Genomic DNA, 21,977 nt, shown 5'->3' with positions numbered 1-21,977 from the left:
ATGACGTGACCTACTGGACAGTTCCTGTCCTGTGGAACGGCCTGCCGGAGCGAGCCCCCTGGCGATTAGGCTGGGGCAGGGCGCGGCACGAACCTGCGGGCAGGCAATGCGGGCCCGGGGGAGAGCCGGGCGGTCAGGCAGACGGAAGCAGACGGAAACGGTCGCCCCCACCCACCACGGCACAAGGGTGCTCGACCACACCAGGAGGCAAAGTGAGCGGCGATCGGGACGAGATCCGCGGGGGCTGGAACAAGCCCGTCGACGAGTCGTCCGACGCGGAGCCCGTCGAGGTGACGGGTGAGTTCACCATCGACTACACCCCGCCCGCCTGGTACACGCAGAACGCGCCGGGGGACTCGTCGGGGGGCGTCGGGACGCACCTCGCGCCGCCCACCCCGCCGGGCGGTTCGCCGGTCCCGCCGCCCGCGCGGGTGCCCGCTCCGCCGGTCCCGGCGGCCCCGGCCCCGGCGGGCGGCGACGCCACGCCTCCGCCGCCCGCGCCCGTCGTGCCCGCGCCCGCCGTTCCGGCGGACTCCGGCAGGGCGGATTCCGGTGCGGTGTCGGACCCGTTCGGGAGCGGTGACGTCGAGAGCGGTTCGACGATGCGCTTCTCGCCCGCCGCGCTGAAGCGCCAGATCGCCCAGATCGGTGGTGGTGCCGAGGACGGCGCGGCCTCCGCGGGCGACGACGGGAACGGCCCCGGGGCGGGGTCGGCCCCGGCGGGCGACGCCGAGGAGGCCCCCGGCGGGTCCGCCGGTGGCGCCGGGGAGCCGTCCGCGCCCGAGGACCGTACGGACCCGGCGGGCGATCCGGCCGAGGAGCCGCGGGACGCCGTCCCCGCCGACGCCGCCCCGGGTGCGGCGCCCCAGGACACTCCGCCTTCGGGCGCGCTGCCGGGCGCCCCGGCGCCCGCCGCGCCCAGCCCCTGGGCGCCGCCTCCGCCGCAGGGCGGGGCGCTGCCGCCGCTGCCGCCGGCCTTCCAGCCGGCCGCACCGCACCCCGCCGCGCCCCCGTCCGCCCCGCAGTGGCCCGCTTCGGCCCCGGCCGGGCAGGTGCCCGGCGGCTACGGCTTCCCCCAGCAGCAGCCCCAGCAGCCCGCTCCCCCGGTGGCCCCGCAGGCACCGGCCCCGCAGGCACCGGCGCAGCAGCACCCCGCTCAGGGCGGTTACGGCTTCCCCCAGCAGCAGCCTCCCCAGCCGCAGGCGCAGGCCCAGCCCCAGTGGCCCGCCCAGCCCGGCGCGCCGCTGCCGCCCCAGGTGCCCCACACCCCGCAGCCCGCCCAGGCCGCCCAACAGCCCCAGCCCCAGCCCCAGTCGGCTCAGCCGACCCCCCAGCCTCAGCCGGCCCAGCCGCCGCACCAGCAGCCGCAGCCACCTCAGCAGCAGCCGGGTGCCCCCGTCGACCCGCGTACCGGTGCCGCCTGGCCCAGCCCGGTCACCCACGACCAGCGCGAGCGCTCCGTCCCCGGCGCCCCGCTCGGGTACACGGCGGCCGTGGAGCTCTCCTCCGACCGGCTGGTGCGCGGCAAGCAGAAGGCGAAGAGCAGCCGCAACCCCTCCGCCGCGTCCCGCTTCAAGCTGGGCGGCAAGAAGGAGGAGGCCGAGCGGCTGCGCAAGCTCGAACTGATCCGTACGCCGGTGCTGTCCTGCTACCGGATCGCGGTGATCAGCCTCAAGGGCGGCGTCGGCAAGACGACGACCACCACCGCCCTCGGCGCGACGCTGGCCACCGAGCGGCAGGACAAGATCCTCGCCATCGACGCCAACCCGGACGCGGGCACGCTCGGCCGCCGGGTGCGCCGCGAGACCGGGGCGACCATCCGCGACCTGGTCCAGGCGATCCCGTACCTCAACTCGTACATGGACATCCGCAGGTTCACCTCGCAGGCGCCCTCCGGTCTGGAGATCATCGCCAACGACGTGGACCCGGCGGTCTCCACGACCTTCAACGACGAGGACTACCGGCGCGCGATCGACGTGCTGGGCAAGCAGTACCCGATCATCCTCACCGACTCGGGCACCGGCCTGCTCTACAGCGCGATGCGCGGAGTGCTGGACCTCGCCGACCAGTTGATCATCATCTCGACCCCCTCGGTCGACGGCGCGTCCAGCGCCTCCACCACGCTGGACTGGCTCTCCGCGCACGGATACGCGGAGCTGGTGCAGCGTTCCCTCACCGTCATCTCGGGGGTCCGCGAGACCGGCAAGATGATCAAGGTCGACGACATCGTGCAGCACTTCGAGACGCGCTGCCGCGGCGTGGTCGTCGTCCCGTTCGACGAGCACCTGGCGGCGGGCGCCGAGGTCGACCTCGACATGATGCGCCCCAAGACCCGCGAGGCGTACTTCCACCTCTCCGCCCTGGTCGCCGAGGACTTCGCGCGGGCCCAGCAGCAGCAGGGGCTGTGGACGGCCAACGGCTCCACCCCGCCGCCGCAGTTCGCCCCGCCGATGCCCGGTCAGCAGCAGTACCCCCCGCAGCAGGGGCAGCAGCCCCAGCCGTACCCGCAGCAGCAGCCGTACGGCGGTCAGCCGCCCGCGCAGCCGTACCCGCCGCAGCCCGCCCCGGGAGCGGGACAGAACGGCTGGCAGCACCAGCCGCCGCAGGCCCCGGGCGCCCCGCAGTCGCCCGCGGGATGGCAGCAGCAGCCGCCGCCAGCGCCTCAGCAGTAAGGCAGCAGAGGTCTCAACCAATGAGGGCCCGCACCGTCCGCACGGTGCGGGCCCTTTGGGGTATTCCCGCAGACCACACGCGGTTTGGACGACCGTTGACGTGGCTCGACCACCGCTGATAAACCTTCGCTTCACCAGCTGGCGAACCACAGATCAACCCGCCTTCTCCGTGCGAGTCATGACGCGAGGTCCCTGACCATGGTCGTAAGAGTTCCACCACGCTCCATCCAGCCACGTTCCCGCCTGCGTGTTCTCCTGGCCTCCGGCGCCGCCGCTCTGGCGCTGGCCGCCGGCTCCGTCGTCCCGGGTGTGCCGTTCGGTGGCGAGCCGCAGCAGGCGCAGGCCGCCGACAGCGGGAAGTCGACCCTGACCGTCGCCGTCGCGCAGAGCGTCGACTCGATGAGCCCGTTCCTGGCGCAGAAGCTGCTCAGCACCAGCATCAGCCGGCTCATGTACGACTTCCTCACCAACTACGACGCCAAGGACAACCACGCGATCCCCGGCCTCGCCACCAAGTGGGAGCCGTCCGCAGACAAGTTGACCTGGACGTACACCATCCGCTCCGACTCCAAGTGGTCGGACGGGCAGCAGGCCACCGCCGAGGACGCGGCCTGGACGTTCAACAAGATGATGACCGACCCGGCCGCCGCCCAGGCCAACGGCAACTTCGTCGCCAACTTCAAGAAGGTCACCGCTCCGAGCCCCACGCAGCTCGTCGTCGAGCTCAAGGAGCCGCAGGCCACGATGGCCGCGCTCGACGTGCCGATCGTGCCGAAGCACGTCTGGGAGAAGGTCGGTGACTTCTCCAAGTTCAACAACGACACGTCGTTCCCGGTGGTCGGCAACGGGCCCTTCATCCTGACCGACTTCAAGGTCGACCAGTACGTGAAGCTCAAGGCCAACAAGGACTTCTGGCGCGGCAAGCCGAAGTTCGACGAGCTGGTCTTCAAGACGTACAAGGACCAGGACGCCGCCGTCGCCGCGCTCCGCAAGGGCGAGGTCTCCTTCGTCGCCGGGTCCCCCGCGCTGACGCCCGCCCAGGCCGCCTCGCTCAAGGGCGAGAAGAACATCAAGGTCAACGAGGGTCCGGGCCGCCGCTTCTACTCGCTGGCCGTCAACCCGGGCGCGCAGACCAAGGACGGCAAGAAGTTCGGCGACGGCAACCCGGCGCTGCACGACCAGAAGGTGCGCCAGGCGCTCTTCCTCGCCGTCGACCGCCAGACCATCATCGACAAGGTCTTCCAGGGCCACGCCGTCGAGGGCCAGGGCTACATCCCGCCGCGCTTCACCGCGTACGCGTGGAAGCCGACCGCCGAGCAGAGCCTCGCCTACGACCCGGCGAAGGCGGCCAAGCTGCTCGACGAGGCCGGCTACGAGCTCAAGGGCGGCAAGCGGGTCGGCAAGGACGGCAAGCCGCTCGACCTGCGCATCCTCTGCCACGCCACGGACCCGAACGACGGTGCGGTCAGCAAGTACCTCAAGGAGTGGTGGGGCAAGCTCGGCATCGGCCTGAAGGTCGACTGCCTGGACGACGTCTCCGTTCCCTGGTACGCCGGTGAGTACGACCTCGCCTTCGACGGCTGGTCGGTCAACCCCGACCCCGACTTCGTCCTCGGCATCCACACCTGCGCCGCCCTGCCCGTCAAGGCGAAGGACAGCGCCACCACCGACAACTTCATCTGCGACAAGACCTACGACGATCTCTACAAGAAGCAGCTCGCCGAGTACGACCCGGCGAAGCGCGCCGACCTCGTCAACCAGATGCAGTCGTGGCTGTACGACTCCGGGTACATGAGCGTCATGGCGTACCCGAACGCGGTCGAGGCGTACCGCACCGACCAGATCAAGTCGATCACGACCATGCCCGAGGCGGCCGGGAACATCTACGGCCAGGACGGCTACTGGAGCTGGTGGTCCGCGGTTCCCGCGTCCGGCGACAGTTCGGACGGCTCCGGCGGGTCGGGCTCGACCGGTGTCGTCATCGGCATCATCGTGGTGGTCGTGGTGCTCGCCGGTGGCGGGCTGTTCCTCGCCCGGCGCCGCAGCACCACCGCGGACGATCGCGAGTAATCACCTGATCGGGTGAAGAGGGGCCGGCCGGGGAATATGCACCTCACCGGCCGGCCCCTGCACGTGCGGCACGAGTAACGAGAGTTCCCCATGACAGCTGACAGCACTCCGGCGCTCGTGCGGGACGCGGATGCGGAGACCGAGGGCCCGGCGCAGTCCGGTCCGTCGCCCGCACGCGGCCCACGGGCGCGCAACACCAAGGCATACCTCCGATACGTCGTGACCAAGATCGCCGGGGCGGCGGTCTCGCTCTTCGCGGTCCTGGTCACCAGCTTCTTCCTCTTCCGGCTCATCCCGAGCGACCCGGTGAAGCAGATGACCGGCGGACGTCCCACCTCCGCCGAACAACTCCAGGCCATGCGGCACGAGTTGGGCCTGGACCTGCCGATGTGGCGGCAGTTCGTCTCGTACGTCGGCGACGCGCTCACCGGCGACTTCGGGACGTCGTTCCAGTACCACACGCCGGTCATCGACAAGATCACCGCGGCGCTCCCGGCCACCCTGCTCCTCACCGGTACCTCGTACCTCCTGTACACCGCGCTCGGCATCTGGCTCGGCACCCGTACCGCCTGGCGCAACGGCTCCCGGAGCGACCGCTTCCACACCGCGTTCGCGCTGACGCTCTACTCGGTGCCGTCGTTCTGGCTGGGCCTGCTGCTGATCATCGTCTTCTCGGTGGGCATCGGCCCGATCCCCGGTCTCTTCCCGACCGGCGGCCTGGCCTCCACCGACGGCGCGACCGGCCTCGCCCACATCCTGGACGTGGCGCACCACCTGGTGCTGCCGGTGATCACGCTGGTGGCGGTCGGCTACGCGCAGACGCTGCTGGTGATGCGCTCGTCGCTGCTCGACGAGATGGGCAGCGACTATCTGACGACGGCCCGCGCGAAGGGGCTGCGGGACGACTCCGTACGGCGCAAGCACGCCGTGCCGAACGCGATGCTGCCGACCTTCACGCTGATGTTCGTGAACCTCGGGCATGTGGTGGCCGGGCAGATCCTGGTGGAGACGGTGTTCTCCTGGCCGGGGCTCGGCGGGCTGTTCTACGACTCGCTCAGGGTGCCCGACCTCCCGCTCGTCCAGGCGCTGTTCTTCGTCTTCGCCACCGCGGTGATCCTGGCGAACACCCTGGCCGACCTGCTCTATCCGCTGCTCGATCCCCGGGTGGGCCGATGACGACCGAATCCATGCCCACGTCCACCGGGACGCCCACGGAGCCGGCGCCCGCGCCCGCGCAGAGTGAGCGCGCCCTGGCCCGGGCCCGCAAGCGCCGGTCCGCCGCCCGCTTCTGGCGGGAGTACCGCAAGCACCGGAGCGGGCTGTGGGGGCTGGGCGCGCTCGTCCTGATCGCGCTGATCGCCCTGTTCGCGCCGCAACTGGTGGGCGCCGACGCGCAGAACGTGACCAACGCCCCCGGGGGTGCGCTGGAGTCGCCCAGCGGCGCGTTCCCGCTGGGCACCGACCAGTACGGCCGGAGCGTGCTGGCGCTGCTGGTGTGGGGGGCCAGGATCTCGCTCACCGTGGGGCTGCTCGCGGCGTTCCTCTGCGTCGCCATCGGCACGGTCGTCGGGATCGTCGCGGGGCACTTCCACGGCTGGTACTCCACGGTCCTCATGCGGATCACCGACTGGTTCCTGGTGATGCCGACCCTGGTCCTGGCCATCGCGCTCGCCACCGTGATGGACCGTTCGATGTGGACGGTCATCATCGCGATCGGCGTCACCACCTGGCCGACCACCGCCCGGCTGGTGCGGGCCCAGACCCTCTCCGTGGAGTCCCGCCCGTACATCGAGCGGGCCCGCGCGCTGGGCGGCGGCCACGGCCATGTCATGGTCCGGCACGTGCTGCCGAACGTGATGCCGCTGGTGCTCGCCCAGACCACCCTGGTGATCTCCAGCGCGATCCTCACCGAGGCGACCCTCGCCTTCCTCGGCCTCAGCGACCCGACCTCCACCTCCTGGGGCGGCATGCTCCAGGACGCCCGCTCCGCGGGTGCGGTGAGCGCGGGCGACTGGTGGTACCTGGCCCCGCCCGGCATCGCCATCGCGCTGGTGGCCCTGGCGTTCACGCTGTGCGGGCGCGCCGTCGAGTCCGTCCTCAATCCCAAGCTGGGGGTGGCCCGTTGAGCACGACGAGCATCCAGAAGACACCGCTCCTCGACGTACGGGACCTGACGGTGACGTACCCGGGAGGGGCGCGGGCCGTCCGCGGGGTGGACCTCTCGGTCGACGCGGGGCAGAAGCTCGGCATCGCCGGTGAGTCCGGGTGCGGGAAGTCGACGCTGGCGCTGGCGCTGCTGCGGCTGCTGCCCGCCGGCACGAAGGTCACCGGCGAGATCCGGCTGAACGGCGAGGACGTCCTCGCCATGAAGTGGGGCCAGGTCCGGGCGGTCCGCTGGGCAGGCGCCTCGATCGTCTTCCAGGGCGCGATGCACTCGCTCAACGCCGTGCACCGCATCGGCGACCAGATCGCCGAACCGATCCTGCTGCACAAGCTGGCGACACCGGAAGGGGCGGTGAAGCGGGTCGGCGAACTGCTGGAGCACGTGGGGCTGCCCGCCTCCCGGGCCTCCGCCTATCCGCACGAGCTCTCCGGCGGTCAGCGGCAGCGCGTGATGATCGCGATGGCGCTCGCCTGCGATCCGGGCCTGATCATCGCGGACGAGCCGACCACGGCCCTCGACGTGATGATCCAGGCGCAGATCCTCCGGCTGATCGAGCGGCTGGTGGCCGAGCAGGACCTCGGTCTGATCATGATCAGCCATGACCTCGCGGTGCTCTCGGACACCTGCGACCGGCTCGCGGTGATGTACGCGGGCCGGGTCGTCGAGGAGGGCCCGGCCGCCGAGGTCTACGAGCGCGCGCACCATCCGTACGCCAAGGCCCTGTCCGGCGCGTTCCCGCGCATCGGCGACCCGGCCTCCCGGTTCGCCCCCCGCGGGCTGCCCGGCGATCCGCCGGACCCCGCGGCGCTGCCCGGCGGCTGCACCTTCCACCCGCGCTGCCCGGCGGCCGTGGAGTCCTGCGCGAGCGAGGACCAGGAGCTGCGCACCGTGGGCGCGGGGCGGCGGGTCGCCTGCGCGCTGGTGGAGCCCGGGGCGGCCGTGACCGCGGCCCTGCCGGGTGCCGAGGAAGCAAGGAGCACAACATGACCACGACCCCTCCCCTGCTCAGCGCCCAGGAGCTGAAGGTCGCCTTCCCCGGCCGGCGCGGGGCCGCCCCGGCGCGGGCCGTGGACGGTGTCGACCTGGACATCCGGCCGGGCGAGATCGTCGCCCTGGTCGGTGAGTCCGGCTGCGGCAAGACCACACTGGCGCGCTCGCTGCTGGGCCTGGTCCCCCCGACGTCCGGCCGGGTCACCTTCGACGGCGAGCCGCTCGACTACGGCAGCCGGGCGCTGAAGAAGTACCGCAAGCGGGTCCAGCTGGTGCTCCAGGACCCCAGCGGCTCCCTCAACCCCCGGCACACGGTGTACGACGCCGTCGCCGAGGGGCTGCGCATCCACGGATACGCGGGCGACGAGCGGGCGGCGGTCGCCGACGCGCTGTCGCGGTCGGGGCTCCGGCCGCCGGAACGGTTCTTCCTGCGGTACCCGCACGAACTGTCCGGCGGGCAGCGCCAGCGGGTGGTCATCGCGGGCGCGCTGGTGCTGGAGCCCGAGCTGATCGTGGCCGACGAGCCGGTGGCCTCGCTGGACGCCTCGGTGCGCGGCGAGATCCTGGCCCTGATGCTGCGGCTCCGGGACGAGCTGGGGCTCTCCGCGCTGGTCGTCACGCACGATCTCGGACTGGCGTGGAACATCGCGGACCGGGTCGCCGTGATGTACCTCGGGCGGATCGTGGAGACCGGCAAGGTCGAGGAGATACTGACCGCGCCCAGGCACCCGTACACCCGGGCGCTGCTGTCGGTGCTGCCGGAGTCCGGCGACGAACCGGTGATCCTGACCGGTGAGCCGCCGGACCCGTCCAAGGTCCCGTCCGGCTGCCGCTTCCACGCCCGGTGCCAGGTGCTGGCCTCGGGCGAGGCCGAGCGGGCGGGCGTCGCGGCGGACTGCCGCACGAAGGACCTGCCGGTGCTCACCGGCGACGGGCAGACCCAGGTGGCCTGCCACTGGGCCGCCGCCACGGGGACCGGGGCGTAGCACGCGCGGGGGCCGGGACCGTTCCGTACGGTCCCGGCCCCCGGCGCTCTCAGCCCCGTTCGTACGCGGCGACCAGCTCGCTGCACCGCTTCACATCGGCGGCCATCGCCACCAGCAGCTCGTCGACCGAGCCGAACTTCAGCATCCCGCGCACATACGCGAGGAAGTCCACCGAGACGTGCAGCCCGTACAGGTCGAGGCCGACGCGGTCGATCGCGTACGCCTCCACCGTCCGCTCCGTGGCGTCGAACTGCAGGTTGGTACCGACCGAGATGGCGGCGGGCATCGCCTCGCCGTCCACGTTCAGCCAGCCCGCGTAGACGCCGTCGGCGGGGATCGCGGTGTGCGGCAGGGTCTCCACGTTGGCGGTCGGGAAGCCCAGCTCACGGCCGCGCTGCGCCCCGCGCACCACGACGCCCTCCACCCGGTGCGGGCGGCCCAGGATCTCGGCGGCGCCCGCGACGTCGCCCTCGGCGACCAGGCGCCGGGTCAGGGTGGAGGAGAACGGCTCGCCGCCGCCCGCCTCGCCGCTGACGTACAGGTCGACGACCTCGACGCGGTAGTCGTACGTCGCGCCGAACTCGGTGAGCAGCTCCACATTGCCCGCGGCACGGTGGCCGAACCGGAAGTTCGGTCCCTCGATGACCAGCCGGGCGTGCAACTTGTCGACGAGCACCTTCACGATGAAGTCGGCCGGCGCCAGCTGGGAGAACGCGGTGGTGAACGGCAGGACGAGCATCGCGTCCACGCCCAGCTCCGCCATCAGCTCGGCGCGCCGGTGGTGCGGGGCGAGCAGCGGCGGATGGCTGCCGGGCCGTACGACCTCGCTGGGGTGCGGGTCGAAGGTGACCACGACCGCGGGCACGCCCAGCTCGCGGGCGCGCTCCACGGCCCGCCCGATGATCAGCTGGTGTCCGCGGTGCACCCCGTCGTAGGAGCCGATGGTGACGACGCTGCGTCCCCAGTCCTCGGGGATGTCCTCCAAGCCACGCCAGCGCTGCACTCTGACCGCTCCTCGCCCTCACCTGTGTACGTGGGTGTCCCTTACGCAGGTCTAAGACTGCCATGCTCACGCCGCGCGGCCTGCATCGGCATCGCCTTCGGCTCGCCCGCCCCCGCCACCGCCCGCCGTGCGTCCGGCCCGATCAGGGACTCCCACTGCCCCGGCGCGTCGGCCAGCCAGCCGGTCACCAGCCCGGCGAATCCGGGCACGGCACGGGCCAGCTCCACCAGCCGGGCCTCGAAGCGGGCCGCGCCCTCGGGGGTACGGGACAGCAGGGTGCCGGTGCGGTGGACCAGGGCGCGGGTCCGGACCGGGGCGCGGGTGCCCGAGCCGGTCGCGGCGGCACAGAGCAGCGCGTCGAGCACGACCGGGTCGCGGTGGTCCTCCTGCTCGAAGTCGAGGAGGACCTCCAGCAGCTCCTCCCGCAACGGCCCGGAGGCGGCGCTGCCGGGCGAGGCGAGCGCTCCGGCGAGCGACGCCCGCACCTGCGGCGGCACCGGTCGGCCCCGCAGCAGCCCGGTCACCAGCGGCAGCAGCAGGGCGCGGGCGGCGGGGCCGCGCTCCAGCCTGCGGTCCACGTACCCGGCGGCGTGCACGGCGTCCCGCGGGTGGCTGTCGACATAGGCGCGGACGAGCCCCGCGGTGTGCAGGGCGAGTGCGGGGGCGTCGATCCCGGCGAGGGCCCACAGCACCTCGCCCGCCCCCTCGTCCGGCCGGGTCAGCCGCTCCCGGAAGGCCGCGAGGACCTGTTCCGGATGGGAAGGCAGCGCGGTGGCGAGCGCCTCGGCGCCGGGCCCGGCCTCCCCCGCGACGAAGGCCCGCAGCGCCTGCGGGAGGTACCGGTCGCGGGTGTCGGGGTCCTGGACGAGCAGGGTGAGCGCGGCCCCGTGCTGGGCGGCGTCGGCGGGACGGGCCAGCAGGGCGAGGGCCGTGCCGCGCAGCAGTTCCCGGTCGGTGCCCGGGGTGGCGTGCGCCTGGGCGAGCAGGGCGTAGGAGGCGGCGGCGGTGCGGCGGGCGCTGCGCTCCTCGTCGTGGGCCCAGCGGTGGACGGCCCGGCACAGCGCGGCGGGCTCGTCCTCGGCGAGGGCGGCGAGCAGCTCCGCGGCCCTGGGGTGGGAGGTCGCGACGAGCGCGTCGGCCAGATCGTCGACGGCCAGGTCCCGGCGGGTGTGCAGGAGTGCCTGGGCGGCGGCGGCCACGGTCGGGCGCGGGGCGTCCCCGGCCCCGGCGGCCAGCGGGCGCTCGTCGGTGAACCAGCCGCAGAGCAGCGGCTGCACCTCCCGGGGGCGTTCGGCGAGCCGCCGCGCGACGGCGTCCAGGAACCGCTCGCCGCCCCCGTCCGGAGTGTCGGCGGGCAGCAGGAGGCGGAACAGGTCGAGCCGGTCCTTCTCCGCGAGCCTGAGCCCCCGCCAGAACCAGGGCCCGAACACGGCGTACGTCCCCGGCCCGCCCGGCCCTCCGGTGGCCGCCCGGCGCACCACCCGGCCGGCCAGCAGCCGCAGCACGCCGAGGTACGGCCGCGCGTCGGGCACCCGGAGCAGGGTCTGCTGGATCAGCCGGACCGCCCACCAGCGGGCGTCGCGTTCCGGGGAGCCGGCATCCGGCTCCGGCTCCGGAACGCCCCGGGCCGGGAGGCGGTCCAGCGCGCCGATCAGATCGGCGAGCTGGTGGGAGAGCGCGGCGGGCCCCTGGCGGCGGCCCATGAGCAGGAGGGCCTGGACCACCGGACCGATGCGGTGGCGCGGCACGGGCAGGGTGCGCGGCCCGTCCGGCTCCGCCTCCGGGGCCCGTTCCGGCGGGGGTGGAGCGGCCGAGCGCCTCGGCCTCGGCACCCGGACGCGGGCGGCCACGGTGGCGTCGGGGTCCGGTTCCCCGGCCGGGCCGGCCGGTGCATGCCATCGGTGGACCAGGGCGCGCAGCGCCGCGTCCACGTCCAGGTGGGTGCCCTGCACCCAGTCGCCCAGCTCCTCGTGGGCGAAGCGGTAGCCGGTGCCCGCCGGGACGATGAGGCCCTCGGTGAGGACGGCCGAGGCCCAGCCCGTGCGCCAGGGGAAGACCGCCTCGAACACCTCCCGGCCGAGCTCCCCCTGCCCGGGGCCCAGACAGCGCCGCGCCGCCTCGTGGACCTGCCCCGCCACCCGGGCCGCCAGCCTGCGGACCGCCGTCCCGCCCGGCGCCGGACCGGCCGCCGCCGCGATGCGGACGGCGATCCGCAGGCACATCAGGTCCAGGTGGGCGGCGAAGACCTCCTCGGTGTCGGGCTGTCCGGCCACGTCCCCGGGGAGCGCGGCACGCACCTCGGCGAGCAGCCGCAGGGTGAGCGGGTGCCGGTCGTGGCCGGGGGCGAGGGCGTCGGGCGGGATGCCGTACCGCTCCTTGGCCCGCTCCGCCTGGACGGCGGTGAGGTCGCCCAGCGGGACCGCGTCCGGCAGCCGCTCCGCCGGGCGGGCGGGGCGGTGCAGCGAGCCGGGCGGGCAGAGCGCCCCGGCCGTCTCCCAGTGCTCGGGCCCGCAGCCGATCACCAGCCGCGCGCCGTGCTCCCGCAGCCAGGCGACCGTGGCGGTGGTCCAGCGGGCCGGTTCGAGGGCCAGGGCGGGCGGCATCTCCTCGGGCCCGTCCAGAACGAGGAGGAGCGGGCTGCCGGACTCCTCGGCCAGCCGGGCCACCCGCTCGGGGGTGGCGCTCGTCATGTCGCCCGGGGCCCCGGCGGCGGAGACGATCCGCCCGGCCCTGCGCAGCGCGCGGGCGACGGCGTCGGCGACCGAGGTGTCGTCGGCCAGCAGATCGGCGCCGCGCAGCCAGAGCGTGGGGGCGGGCACCGGGCCGCGTGCCCGCCGCGCGGTGAGCGCGGCCAGCTCCGTGGTGCGGCCGGTGCCGGGCGCCCCGACCAGGCCGAGGACCACCGCCGACACCGTCCGGTCCTCCGGGGCGGCGAAGGCGTTGAACTCGGTGATGGCGTCGGGACGCTCGACCGGATCGGGGCCGCCGCCCGGCCCGTCCGCCGAACCGAGCGAGGTCGCGGTGAGATGCAGGGCGCCCGCCAGGTTCAGGTCCCGGCCGTATCCGGGGACGGTGCACGCGTTGCGCCGCAGCAGCTCGTCGAACGGGCCGTGGCCGCCCGCCGCCGTCCACAGCGGCACGGCGAAGGCCGCGCCCGGGTGCTCGGCGCGCAGCGTGGTGCCCAGGACGGCGATGACCGCACCGCTCTCCGGGTCGAAGACGGGCCCGCCGACGGCCGCGCCCCCCGTCCGCACGGCGTCCCGGCCGTCCGTCCCGAGCGCCAGCTCCAGCGCCGCGCCGATCCGGTGGGGGCGGCCGTCGGCGGTGTACGTCACGGGGGCGGTGCCGAGCACCCGTGCCTCGCGTCGGCCGTGCGCGGCGATCGTCACGTACGTACCGGGCTCGATGCCGTCCCGCCGGGCGATCGGGACCGGCTCCGCGCCCAGCGCGCCGGGGCCCGGGGTGCGCAGCAGCGCGAGGCCCAGGGCGGGCAGCGGGGTGATGTCGCCGGGCCCCGCGGTGTGGCCGCGGCCGTCCGGCCCGTGGAGCACCGGCCGGGCCAGGCCGGTCACGGCTTCGTGGCTCGTCACCACCGTGCCCCGGTCGTCGGCGACGAATCCGGTGCCTCTCGGCCGGCCGCCCGGATCGCAGATACGCACCAGCGCTGCCCGGTCCCCGCTTCGCATGGTCCGACGTTAGGCCCGGATGATCGGCGGCTACGCCACTCGGAGGAGAAACGCCCCCGTATGCACCCTGGATTCACTCCGAGCGCTGCCCCGGGCGGGTGAATGACCGGCGTGGAGTGGACGGACGCGGGGCGGGTGCGGATCGTTCCGCACCCGCCCCGCGGCAGGAATGTGGCGCCCAGGAGGGCCGCACCGTCCTCAGGCGAAGACGGCGAGGCTCTTGGCCTTGCCCTTCTGCTCCTCCACCAGGGCGAGGAAGCGCCCGTCGGGCCCGAAGACGCCGACCGGTCCCGGCGGGAAGGCCGGCATGTCCAGCCGTACGCCGTTCAGCAGCAGCCGGGCGCGCTTCTCGTCCACGTCCCAGCGCGGGAAGGCCGAGGCGGCGGCCTCGGCCACCGGCATCACGGTCAGCTCCTCCTGGTGCTGGTCGAGCGTCCGCGCCGCGTCGAGACCGTACGGCCCGACGCGGGTGCGCCGCAGCGCGGTCAGATGCCCGCCGACGCCGAGCCCGGCACCGAGGTCCCGGGCGATGGCACGGATGTACGTGCCCGAGGAGCAGACGACCGAGACGATCAGGTCGACGACGGGGGTGCCGTCCTCGGCGGTCTCGGGGCGGACGTCGTAGACCCGGAAGGACGAGATCGTCACCGGGCGGGCCGGGATCTCGAACTCCTCGCCGCCGCGCACCCGCGCGTAGGACCGCTTGCCGTCGATCTTGATGGCACTGACCTTGGACGGCACCTGCATGATCGGGCCGGTCAGGGCGGCGACCCCGGCGTCGATCGCCTCGCGGGTCACCCCGGAGGCGTCGGTCGACGAGGTGATCTCGCCCTCGGCGTCGTCCGTCACGGTGTTCTGGCCGAGCCGGATCGTACCGAGGTACTCCTTCTCGGTCAGGGCGAGGTGGCCCAGCAGCTTGGTGGCCCGCTCGACGCCGAGCACCAGGACGCCCGTCGCCATCGGGTCCAGGGTGCCGGCGTGGCCGACCCGCCGGGTCCGGGCGATGCCGCGCATCTTGGCGACGACGTCGTGCGAAGTGAAGCCGGACGGCTTGTCGACGATGACAAGGCCGTCCGGCGTGTTCTGCGATGTCATTCGGAGGCGGCGTCCTCGTCGTTCTCGTGGTCCGCCTTGCGGTACGGGTCGGCCCCGCCCGCGTAGCTGGCGCCCGAGGACGCCTCACGCACCCGGGCGTCCGAGGCGCGCGCCCGGTCGAGGAGGTCCTCGATCGCCTTGGCGTTGTCCGGCAGGGCGTCCGCGACGAAGGCGAGCGTGGGGGTGAACTTCGTCCCCGCCGCGGCGCCGACCGCCGACCGGAGGATGCCCTTGGCGCTCTCCAGACCGGCCGCGGCGCTCGCCCGCTCCTCCTCGTCACCGTAGACCGTGTAGAAGACCGTGGCCTCCCGCAGGTCACCGGTGACCCGGGTGTCCGTGATGGTCACGTGCGTACCCAGCCGCGGGTCCTTGATGCCGCGCTGCAGTTTCTGGGCGACCACCTCCTGGATGAGGTCCGCCAGCTTCTTAGCCCGCGCGTTGTCGGCCACTGGTCCGTCTCCTTCTTCGCCTTGCTCAATCGTCTTCGTCGCTGTGTACCCGCCGTCGTACGGACAGCAGCTCCACTTCGGGGCGAGCGGCCACCAGCCGCTCGCACCGGTCCAGCACATCTGTGAGGTGTCCGGTGTTCCCGGAGACCACGGCAAGGCCGATCTGGGCCCTGCGATGGAGATCCTGACCGCCCACCTCCGCCGCGCTCACCGCGAATTTCCGCTGGAGCTCGGCGACGATCGGACGGACGACGGAGCGCTTCTCCTTCAACGACCGTACGTCGCCGAGAAGCAGATCGAAGGACAGTGTCCCCACATACATGAATGTCCGGATGTCCCGCCGGTTCGGGTTCGTGCCCCGCCCGTGCTGGGCGGGGACACCAGAACCGTACACGGAACGGCCGGGGCCGATCGACGGAAATACGACCCGTCGACCGGCCCCGACTGTTGCGGAAGGACCCGGGGGCGAACCTCCGGGTTTCCCCGTGGATCAGCCTCGCGGCTTCTCGCGCATCTCGTAGGTCGCGATGACGTCGTCGACCTTGATGTCGTTGAAGTTTCCGAGGTTGATACCACCCTCGAAGCCCTCGCGGATCTCGGTGACGTCGTCCTTGAAGCGACGCAGACCGGAGATGGTGAGGTTCTCCGCGATGACCTTGCCATCGCGCAGCAGGCGCGCCTTGGTGTTGCGCTTGACCTCGCCGGAGCGGACCAGTACACCGGCGATGTTGCCCAGCTTGGACGAGCGGAAGATCTCGCGGATCTCCGCCGTACCGAGCTCGACCTCTTCGTACTCCGGCTTGAGCATGCCCTTGAGGGCCGCCTCGATCTCCTCGATGGCCTGGTAGATCACCGAGTAGTAGCGGACGTCGACGCCCTCGCGCTCCGCCATCTGCTGGGCACGCCCGGCAGCGCGGACGTTGAAGCCGATGACGATGGCGTCGGAGCCGGTCGCCAGGTCGATGTCCGACTCGGTGACCGCACCCACACCGCGGTGCAGGACCCGGATGTCCACCTCTTCGCCGACGTCGAGCTGGAGCAGCGAGGACTCGAGAGCCTCCACCGAACCGGACGCGTCGCCCTTGATGATGAGGTTGAGCTCCTGGACCAGACCGGCCTTGAGCGCCTCGTCCAGGTTCTCCAGGGAGAACCGGACACCCTTGCGGGCGAAGTTGGCGTTGCGCTCGCGGGCGGCACGCTTCTCGGCGATCTGACGGGCCGTACGGTCCTCGTCGACCACCAGGAAGTTGTCACCGGCACCCGGGACGTTGGTGAGACCGAGCACGAGGACGGGGGTCGACGGACCCGCTTCCTCGACGTTCTGACCGTTGTCGTCGAGCATCGCCCGGACACGGCCGTACGCGTCGCCGACCACCATGGTGTCACCGATGCGCAGCGTGCCTCGCTGGACCAGGACGGTCGAGACCGCACCGCGGCCGCGGTCGAGGTGGGACTCGATCGCGATGCCCTGCGCGTCCTGCTCCGGGTTGGCCCGCAGGTCGAGCGAGGCGTCCGCGGTCAGGACCACGGCCTCCAGCAGCTGGTCGATGTTCAGGCTCTGCTTGGCGGAGATGTCGACGAACATCGTGTCGCCGCCGTACTCCTCGGCCACCAGACCGAACTCGGTGAGCTGACCGCGCACCTTGGTCGGGTCGGCACCCTCGACGTCGATCTTGTTGACCGCGACCACGATCGGCACGTCGGCCGCCTTGGCGTGGTTCAGCGCCTCGATCGTCTGGGGCATCACACCGTCGTTCGCCGCCACCACGAGGATCGCGATGTCGGTGGACTTCGCACCACGGGCACGCATGGCGGTGAACGCCTCGTGACCCGGGGTGTCGATGAAGGTGATCTTCCGGTCCTCGCCGTTGACCTCGGCGGAGACCTGGTAGGCACCGATGTGCTGGGTGATGCCGCCGGCTTCGCCCGCGACGACGTTCGTCTTGCGGATCGCGTCCAGCAGTCGGGTCTTGCCGTGGTCGACATGACCCATGACGGTGACGACCGGCGGACGCGGGATGAGGGCCTCTTCGCCGCCCTCGTCCTCGCCGAACTCGATGTCGAAGGACTCGAGCAGCTCGCGGTCCTCCTCCTCCGGGCTGACGATCTCCAGGACGTAGTTCATCTCGTCCGCGAGCAGCCGGAGCGTGTCGTCGGAGACGGACTGCGTGGCGGTGACCATCTCGCCGAGGTTCATCATCACGGCGACGAGCGACGCCGGGTTGGCGTTGATCTTCTCCGCGAAGTCGGTGAGGGAGGCACCGCGCGACAGACGGACGGACTGCCCGTTGCCGCGGGGCAGCATGACGCCGCCCACCGACGGGGCCTGCATGGCCTCGTACTCCTGGCGCCTCTGCCGCTTCGACTTGCGACCACGACGCGCCGGACCGCCGGGACGGCCGAACGCACCCTGCGTGCCACCACGGCCACCGGGACCGCCGGGACGGCCACCGAAGCCGGGACGACCGCCGAAGCCGCCGCCACCACCGGGACGACCCGCGCCGCCACCGCCACCGCCGCCACCGGGACGGCCGGCGAAGCCGCCGCCACCGCCGCCGGGACCGGCCGGACGACCGGCGAAGCCGGGACGACCGCCACCGCCGCCACCCGGACGACCGCCGCCACCGGGACCACGGCCACCGGGGCCGCCGCCGGGACGCGGACCGGCCGCGGGACGCTGCGGCATCATGCCCGGGTTCGGGCGGTTACCGCTGGGGGCACCCGGACGGGGCGCCTGCGGACGCGGCATGCCGCCCGGGGTCGGACGGGCGCCGCCCTGACCCTGGGGACGCGGGGCGCCACCGGGGCCGCCCTGCGGACGCGGGGCGGGACGGTCCTGGCCACCGCCGGGACGCGGGGCGCCACCGGGACGGGGGGCCTGCGGACGGGCCATGCCCGTCGAGCCGCCGGACGTGAAGGGGTTGTTGCCCGGACGGGGACCCGCCGGACGGGCGCCGGGGCGCGGAGCACCCTGGCCACCGGGGCGCGCCGGACGGTCGCCGCCGCGCTGGCCGCCGTCACGCTGACCGCCGTCACGCTGACCGCCGGCCGGGGCCGGACGGGCGGGACGCGGGCCAGGAGTGGCGCCCGAGGGACGCGGAGCCTGCTGCGGGGCCGGGGCCGGCGCCGAGAACTCGGCGGCCGGGACCGGGGTCACCGGGGCGGGCTTGGGCGCGGGACGCGGACCCGGACGGGGGCCCGCGGACGGCGCGGGGGTGCTGCTCGCCGGGGCGGCGGCGGCCGGCTTGGGGGCCGGTGCGCCGGGCTTCGGGGCAGCGGGACGTGCCGCGGCGGCCGGGGAGGGCGCCGCGGGCTTGGCCGGCGTCGCCTTGCGGGGCGCGCCGGGCTTCGCAGCGGACTTGCCGGCGTTGCCGCCGGGCCCCTGCAGTGCGTCAGTCAACTTGCGTACAACCGGCGCCTCGATCGTCGAGGACGCCGAACGGACGAATTCACCGAGTTCCTGGAGCTTGGCCATGACGACCTTGCTCTCCACACCGAACTCCTTGGCGAGTTCGTATACCCGGACCTTAGCCACTTCGCTCCTTTTAGGTCCGGGTTACCGCCGGACCGTCGCTACTTCATGGGCGTACTCATCGCGTACTCATCGAGTGCTCATCGCAATCTCGACCTACTTCCAACTCGCGAGGTACCTGACCGCACGGGGTTCCGTGCCGTTCGTTCTTCTACGGTGTCCCCCGTTCGACGAACCGCCGTACCTCGGCGGGGTCGAACGGTCCCTTGGCCTTGAAGGCCCGGGGGAAGGACCGGCGGCGAACCGCCAGGTCCAGACAGACGGAGGCGGGGTGTACGTACGCACCCCGGCCGGGCAGCGTACCGCGAGGATCGGGAACACAGGTGTCCCCGTCCGCGACGATGCGCAGCAGCTCGCTCTTGGCCGCCCGCTCCCGGCATCCCACACAGGTTCGCTCAGGGCAAGCGCGGGCGCGCGTTCGGCCAGACACGGCTAAGTCTACCTCCCCGCATCGACCTCACCCCTTTGGGGCAAGAATCGAACGGATGTTGTCGTGATCTCAGCGACTCGGTGCCGAGATGTATTCCCTGCCGGACGGGCCGGGTCAGCGGCGCTCGGACCGCTCGCGGGCCCGCTCGGCACGCTCCCGGTCGGCCGCGTCGCGCTCGTCGTCGGTCTCGGTGTCCGGACGGATGTCGATCCGCCAGCCGGTGAGCCGGGCGGCGAGGCGGGCGTTCTGGCCCTCCTTGCCGATCGCCAGCGACAGCTGGTAGTCGGGCACGGTGACCCGGGCGGAGCGGGCACCGAGGTCGACGACCTCGACCTCGCTCACCCGCGCGGGTGACAGCGCGTTGGCGACCATCTCGGCCGGGTCGTCCGACCAGTCCACGATGTCGATCTTCTCGCCGTGCAGCTCGGCCATCACATTGCGCACCCGGCCGCCCATCGGGCCGATGCAGGCGCCCTTGGCGTTCAGCCCGGAGCGGGTCGACCGGACCGCGATCTTGGTGCGGTGGCCGGCCTCGCGGGCGATCGCGCAGATCTCGACGGAACCGTCGGCGATCTCCGGGACCTCCAGCGCGAAGAGCTTCTTCACCAGGCTGGGGTGGGTCCGCGACAGCGTCACGGACGGGCCGCGCACGCCCTTGGCGACCCGCACGACATAGGTGCGCAGCCGCAGGCCGTGGGTGTACTCCTCGCCCGGGACCTGCTCCTGCACCGGCAGGATGGCCTCCAGCTTGCCGATGTCGACGAGGACGTTCTTCGGGTCCTTGCCCTGCTGGACGACACCGGTGACGACATCGCCCTCGTGGCCCGCGTACTCGCCGAAGGTCTTGTCGTCCTCCGCGTCGCGCAGCCGCTGGAGGATGACCTGCTTGGCGGTGGTCGCGGCGATCCGCCCGAACCCGGACGGGGTGTCGTCGAACTCCTTGGGCTCCTGGCCCTCTTCCAGGTCGGCCGGGTCCTCCTTCGCCCACACCGTCACATGGCCGCGCTCGTCGATCTCGACCCGCGCACGGCGGTGGCTCCCGTCGGTCCGGTGGTAGGCGATGAGGAGGGCCGACTCGATCGCCTCGACGAGCACGTCGAAGGGGATCTCCTTGTCCTGCGCCAAGCCCTTCAAGAGCTTCACATCGATGTCCACGGCTACGCCTCCTCTTCCTTCTTGTCCTTGCGGTTGAATTCGATCTCCACGCGCGCCTTGGCGATCTCGTCGAAGGCGACCCGGCGGGAGGTGGGCCTGCGCCCCTTGACGCCCGGCACCTCCAGGTCGAGGCCCTCCTCGTCCACGGCGAGGATCCGGGCGACCAGGTCGCCGCCCTCGCGCAGCTGGAGCTTGGCCAGGCGGCCCGTGGCACGTACGTAGTGGCGGTGCTCCGTCAGCGGACGGTCGGCACCGGGGGAACTGACTTCGAGGACGTACTCGTCCTCGCCCATCGCGTCGGTATCGTCGAGCCTCTCGGAGATCGCGCGGCTCAGCTCGGCACAGACGTCCAGCTCGACGCCCTGCTCGGAGTCCACGACGATACGCAGTACGCGGCGGCGGCCGGCCCGGGACAGATCGATCTCCTCGAGATCGAGTCCTTCGGCGCTGACGAGCGGTTCGAGCAGCCCTCGCAGCCTCTCGCTCTGGGTGGTGCTCATCCGGGTGACTCCTCGGCCGCGTGTGCTGTTGTGGGGATCGTCGTGTGTCAGGTCAAAGGGTATCCGGTCCCGAGGGGTGTTGCCGTCCGCCCACTCCCCCGCCGCGGGTACGCTCGCCTGCGGTGATCACTTCAGGACAGAACCAGTCAAGACACGTACAGGCCCGGAGGAGAACAGTGCGGCGCACGGGGACGACGCGCAGGGGGGCGCTCACCGCGACGGGAGCGGCCGCCCTCGGGGCGGTGCTGGCCGGCTGCGGTGGCGGGCGCGAGGAGGACTCCGGCCGGTCCGGGCCCGCGACCGCGGCCGAGCAGGCCGCCGCGGTACGGGCGGAGCGGCGGATCCGGACCGCCGAGGCCCGGACCAGTCTGGAGCTGCTCGGCCGGTACGAGCGGGTGGCGGCGGCCCATCCGTCGGCCGCCGCCGCCCTCGCGCCGTTGCGGGACGCGGTACGGGCCCATGCCGAGGCGCTGGCCCCGGCCGAGGCGGGCAGGGGAACGGCCGCGCCGTCCCCGTCGGCTGCCCCGGACAGCGCCCGGTCCGCCCTGAAGGAGCTCGCCGCGGCGGAGCGCCGGGCGTCGGACGCCCGGCTGACGGCCCTGGCGGCCGCCCCGCCGGAACTGGCCCGGCTGCTGGCGTCGGTCGCCGCGGCCGACGCGGCCCACGCCTTTCTGCTGACCGGGATCGCCAAGGAGGTCGCGGCATGAGCACCGGGACGCTGGGGGCCGCCCAGGCGGCCCTGGCCGCCGAGCACGCGGCGGTGTACGGCTACGGGGTGGTCGGCGGCCGGGTCGCCGGGGGCCGCCGGGCCGAGGCCACGGCCGCCTACCACGCGCACCGGGCTCGCCGCGACGCGCTGGTGCGCACCGTGCGCGGGCTGGGCGGCGAGCCGGAGGCGGCCCGCGCCGCCTACGCCCTGCCGTTCGCCGTGCCGGACCCGGCCGCGGCGGTCCGGCTGGCGGCCGTGCTGGAGGACCGCGTCGCCGGGGTGTACTCCGACCTCGTCCGGGCCGCCGAGGGGCCGTTGCGGCGGGAGGCGGCCGACGCGCTGCGCGAGGCCGCGGTGCGCGCGGTCCGCTGGCGGGGCGGCGGCGTACCCTTTCCCGGGCTCGTCGAGCGGGACACCGCCGGCGCGCGGGCCGGGGCCACCGCCCAGACCGGGGCCCGTACGGCCCCGCACGGGGCCGATGTGACGAACGGGCCGGGTGCTCCGCACTGAGCAGGCTCTGAAGGGGAACACAGCAC

The 21,977-nt window shown here is 73.4% G+C and carries 17 protein-coding genes; 8 read left to right on the top strand and 9 right to left on the bottom strand.

The features are described 5' to 3' along the window. Positions 1 to 212 precede the first annotated feature (212 nt). The 6 genes from ACF08W_RS22840 to ACF08W_RS22815 all read left to right on the top strand — a co-directional run bounded on the left by ACF08W_RS22840 (position 213) and on the right by ACF08W_RS22815 (position 8,882). Positions 213 to 2,672, top strand: coding sequence for an SCO5717 family growth-regulating ATPase (locus tag ACF08W_RS22840; RefSeq protein ID WP_392280350.1), 2,460 nt, complete (start codon positions 213 to 215; stop codon positions 2,670 to 2,672). 198 nt (positions 2,673 to 2,870) lie between these two features. After that, positions 2,871 to 4,742 (top strand): ABC transporter substrate-binding protein, encoded by a 1,872-nt coding sequence (locus ACF08W_RS22835; protein WP_392280349.1) that lies wholly within the window; start codon positions 2,871 to 2,873, stop codon positions 4,740 to 4,742. Positions 4,743 to 4,832: 90 nt separating this feature from the next. After that, positions 4,833 to 5,918 (top strand): ABC transporter permease, encoded by a 1,086-nt coding sequence (locus ACF08W_RS22830; protein ID WP_385212110.1) that lies wholly within the window; start codon positions 4,833 to 4,835, stop codon positions 5,916 to 5,918. Further along, positions 5,915 to 6,868 (top strand): ABC transporter permease, encoded by a 954-nt coding sequence (locus ACF08W_RS22825; protein WP_392280348.1) that lies wholly within the window; start codon positions 5,915 to 5,917, stop codon positions 6,866 to 6,868. The genes ACF08W_RS22830 and ACF08W_RS22825 overlap by 4 nt, the downstream gene beginning before the upstream one ends. Then, positions 6,865 to 7,893: an ABC transporter ATP-binding protein gene (locus ACF08W_RS22820; RefSeq protein ID WP_392280347.1), complete on the top strand. Its 1,029-nt coding sequence runs from the start codon at positions 6,865 to 6,867 to the stop codon at positions 7,891 to 7,893. Before ACF08W_RS22825 ends, ACF08W_RS22820 begins: the two co-directional genes overlap by 4 nt. Next, on the top strand, positions 7,890 to 8,882 hold the full coding sequence (locus ACF08W_RS22815; RefSeq protein ID WP_392280346.1) for an oligopeptide/dipeptide ABC transporter ATP-binding protein: 993 nt from the start codon (positions 7,890 to 7,892) through the stop codon (positions 8,880 to 8,882). The genes ACF08W_RS22820 and ACF08W_RS22815 overlap by 4 nt, the downstream gene beginning before the upstream one ends. Before the next feature lie 49 nt (positions 8,883 to 8,931). On the opposite strand, the gene ACF08W_RS22810 is transcribed toward ACF08W_RS22815, so the two are convergent. The 9 genes from ACF08W_RS22810 to rimP form a co-directional block, all read right to left on the bottom strand. Then, positions 8,932 to 9,885: a bifunctional riboflavin kinase/FAD synthetase gene (locus tag ACF08W_RS22810; protein WP_385212102.1), complete on the bottom strand. Its 954-nt coding sequence runs from the start codon at positions 9,883 to 9,885 to the stop codon at positions 8,932 to 8,934. Positions 9,886 to 9,926: 41 nt separating this feature from the next. Beyond that, positions 9,927 to 13,571 (bottom strand): trypsin-like peptidase domain-containing protein, encoded by a 3,645-nt coding sequence (locus ACF08W_RS22805; RefSeq protein ID WP_392280345.1) that lies wholly within the window; start codon positions 13,569 to 13,571, stop codon positions 9,927 to 9,929. A gap of 198 nt (positions 13,572 to 13,769) precedes the next feature. Continuing rightward, on the bottom strand, positions 13,770 to 14,666 hold the full coding sequence (gene truB, locus ACF08W_RS22800) for a tRNA pseudouridine(55) synthase TruB (protein WP_352276420.1): 897 nt from the start codon (positions 14,664 to 14,666) through the stop codon (positions 13,770 to 13,772). Then, positions 14,663 to 15,115 carry a 30S ribosome-binding factor RbfA gene (gene rbfA, locus ACF08W_RS22795; protein ID WP_352276418.1) on the bottom strand — a complete coding sequence of 151 codons (453 nt, stop codon included), beginning with the start codon at positions 15,113 to 15,115 and terminating at the stop codon, positions 14,663 to 14,665. Before rbfA ends, truB begins: the two co-directional genes overlap by 4 nt. Positions 15,116 to 15,140: 25 nt before the next feature. After that, the gene (locus tag ACF08W_RS22790; protein WP_352276416.1) at positions 15,141 to 15,437 is read right to left on the bottom strand and encodes a DUF503 domain-containing protein; all 297 of its coding nucleotides are present in this window, start codon (positions 15,435 to 15,437) and stop codon (positions 15,141 to 15,143) included. Positions 15,438 to 15,605: 168 nt separating this feature from the next. Beyond that, positions 15,606 to 18,650: a translation initiation factor IF-2 gene (gene infB, locus ACF08W_RS22785; RefSeq protein ID WP_385212095.1), complete on the bottom strand. Its 3,045-nt coding sequence runs from the start codon at positions 18,648 to 18,650 to the stop codon at positions 15,606 to 15,608. 148 nt (positions 18,651 to 18,798) lie between these two features. Further along, positions 18,799 to 19,077, bottom strand: a complete 279-nt coding sequence (locus ACF08W_RS22780; RefSeq protein ID WP_352276412.1) for a YlxR family protein — start codon at positions 19,075 to 19,077, stop codon at positions 18,799 to 18,801. 114 nt (positions 19,078 to 19,191) lie between these two features. After that, positions 19,192 to 20,232, bottom strand: a complete 1,041-nt coding sequence (nusA, locus tag ACF08W_RS22775) for a transcription termination factor NusA (protein ID WP_352276410.1) — start codon at positions 20,230 to 20,232, stop codon at positions 19,192 to 19,194. Between the two features lie 2 nt (positions 20,233 to 20,234). Then, entirely contained in the window at positions 20,235 to 20,732 is a 498-nt protein-coding gene (rimP, locus tag ACF08W_RS22770; RefSeq protein WP_392280344.1) for a ribosome maturation factor RimP, read from the bottom strand. A 176-nt stretch (positions 20,733 to 20,908) separates the two neighbouring features. Here rimP and ACF08W_RS22765 point away from each other — a divergent pair, with 176 nt between their 5' ends. Together ACF08W_RS22765 and ACF08W_RS22760 are read left to right on the top strand one after the other, a co-directional pair. Further along, positions 20,909 to 21,439, top strand: coding sequence for a hypothetical protein (locus tag ACF08W_RS22765; RefSeq protein WP_392280343.1), 531 nt, complete (start codon positions 20,909 to 20,911; stop codon positions 21,437 to 21,439). Then, the gene (locus ACF08W_RS22760) at positions 21,436 to 21,951 is read left to right on the top strand and encodes a ferritin-like domain-containing protein (protein WP_392280342.1); all 516 of its coding nucleotides are present in this window, start codon (positions 21,436 to 21,438) and stop codon (positions 21,949 to 21,951) included. The genes ACF08W_RS22765 and ACF08W_RS22760 overlap by 4 nt, the downstream gene beginning before the upstream one ends. Positions 21,952 to 21,977 lie beyond the last annotated feature (26 nt).

Source organism: Streptomyces sp. NPDC015144 (genome assembly GCF_043079735.1).
In the GTDB taxonomy this organism is placed as follows: Bacteria; Actinomycetota; Actinomycetes; order Streptomycetales; family Streptomycetaceae; genus Streptomyces.
This window is presented reverse-complemented; position numbering and strand designations above follow the sequence as displayed.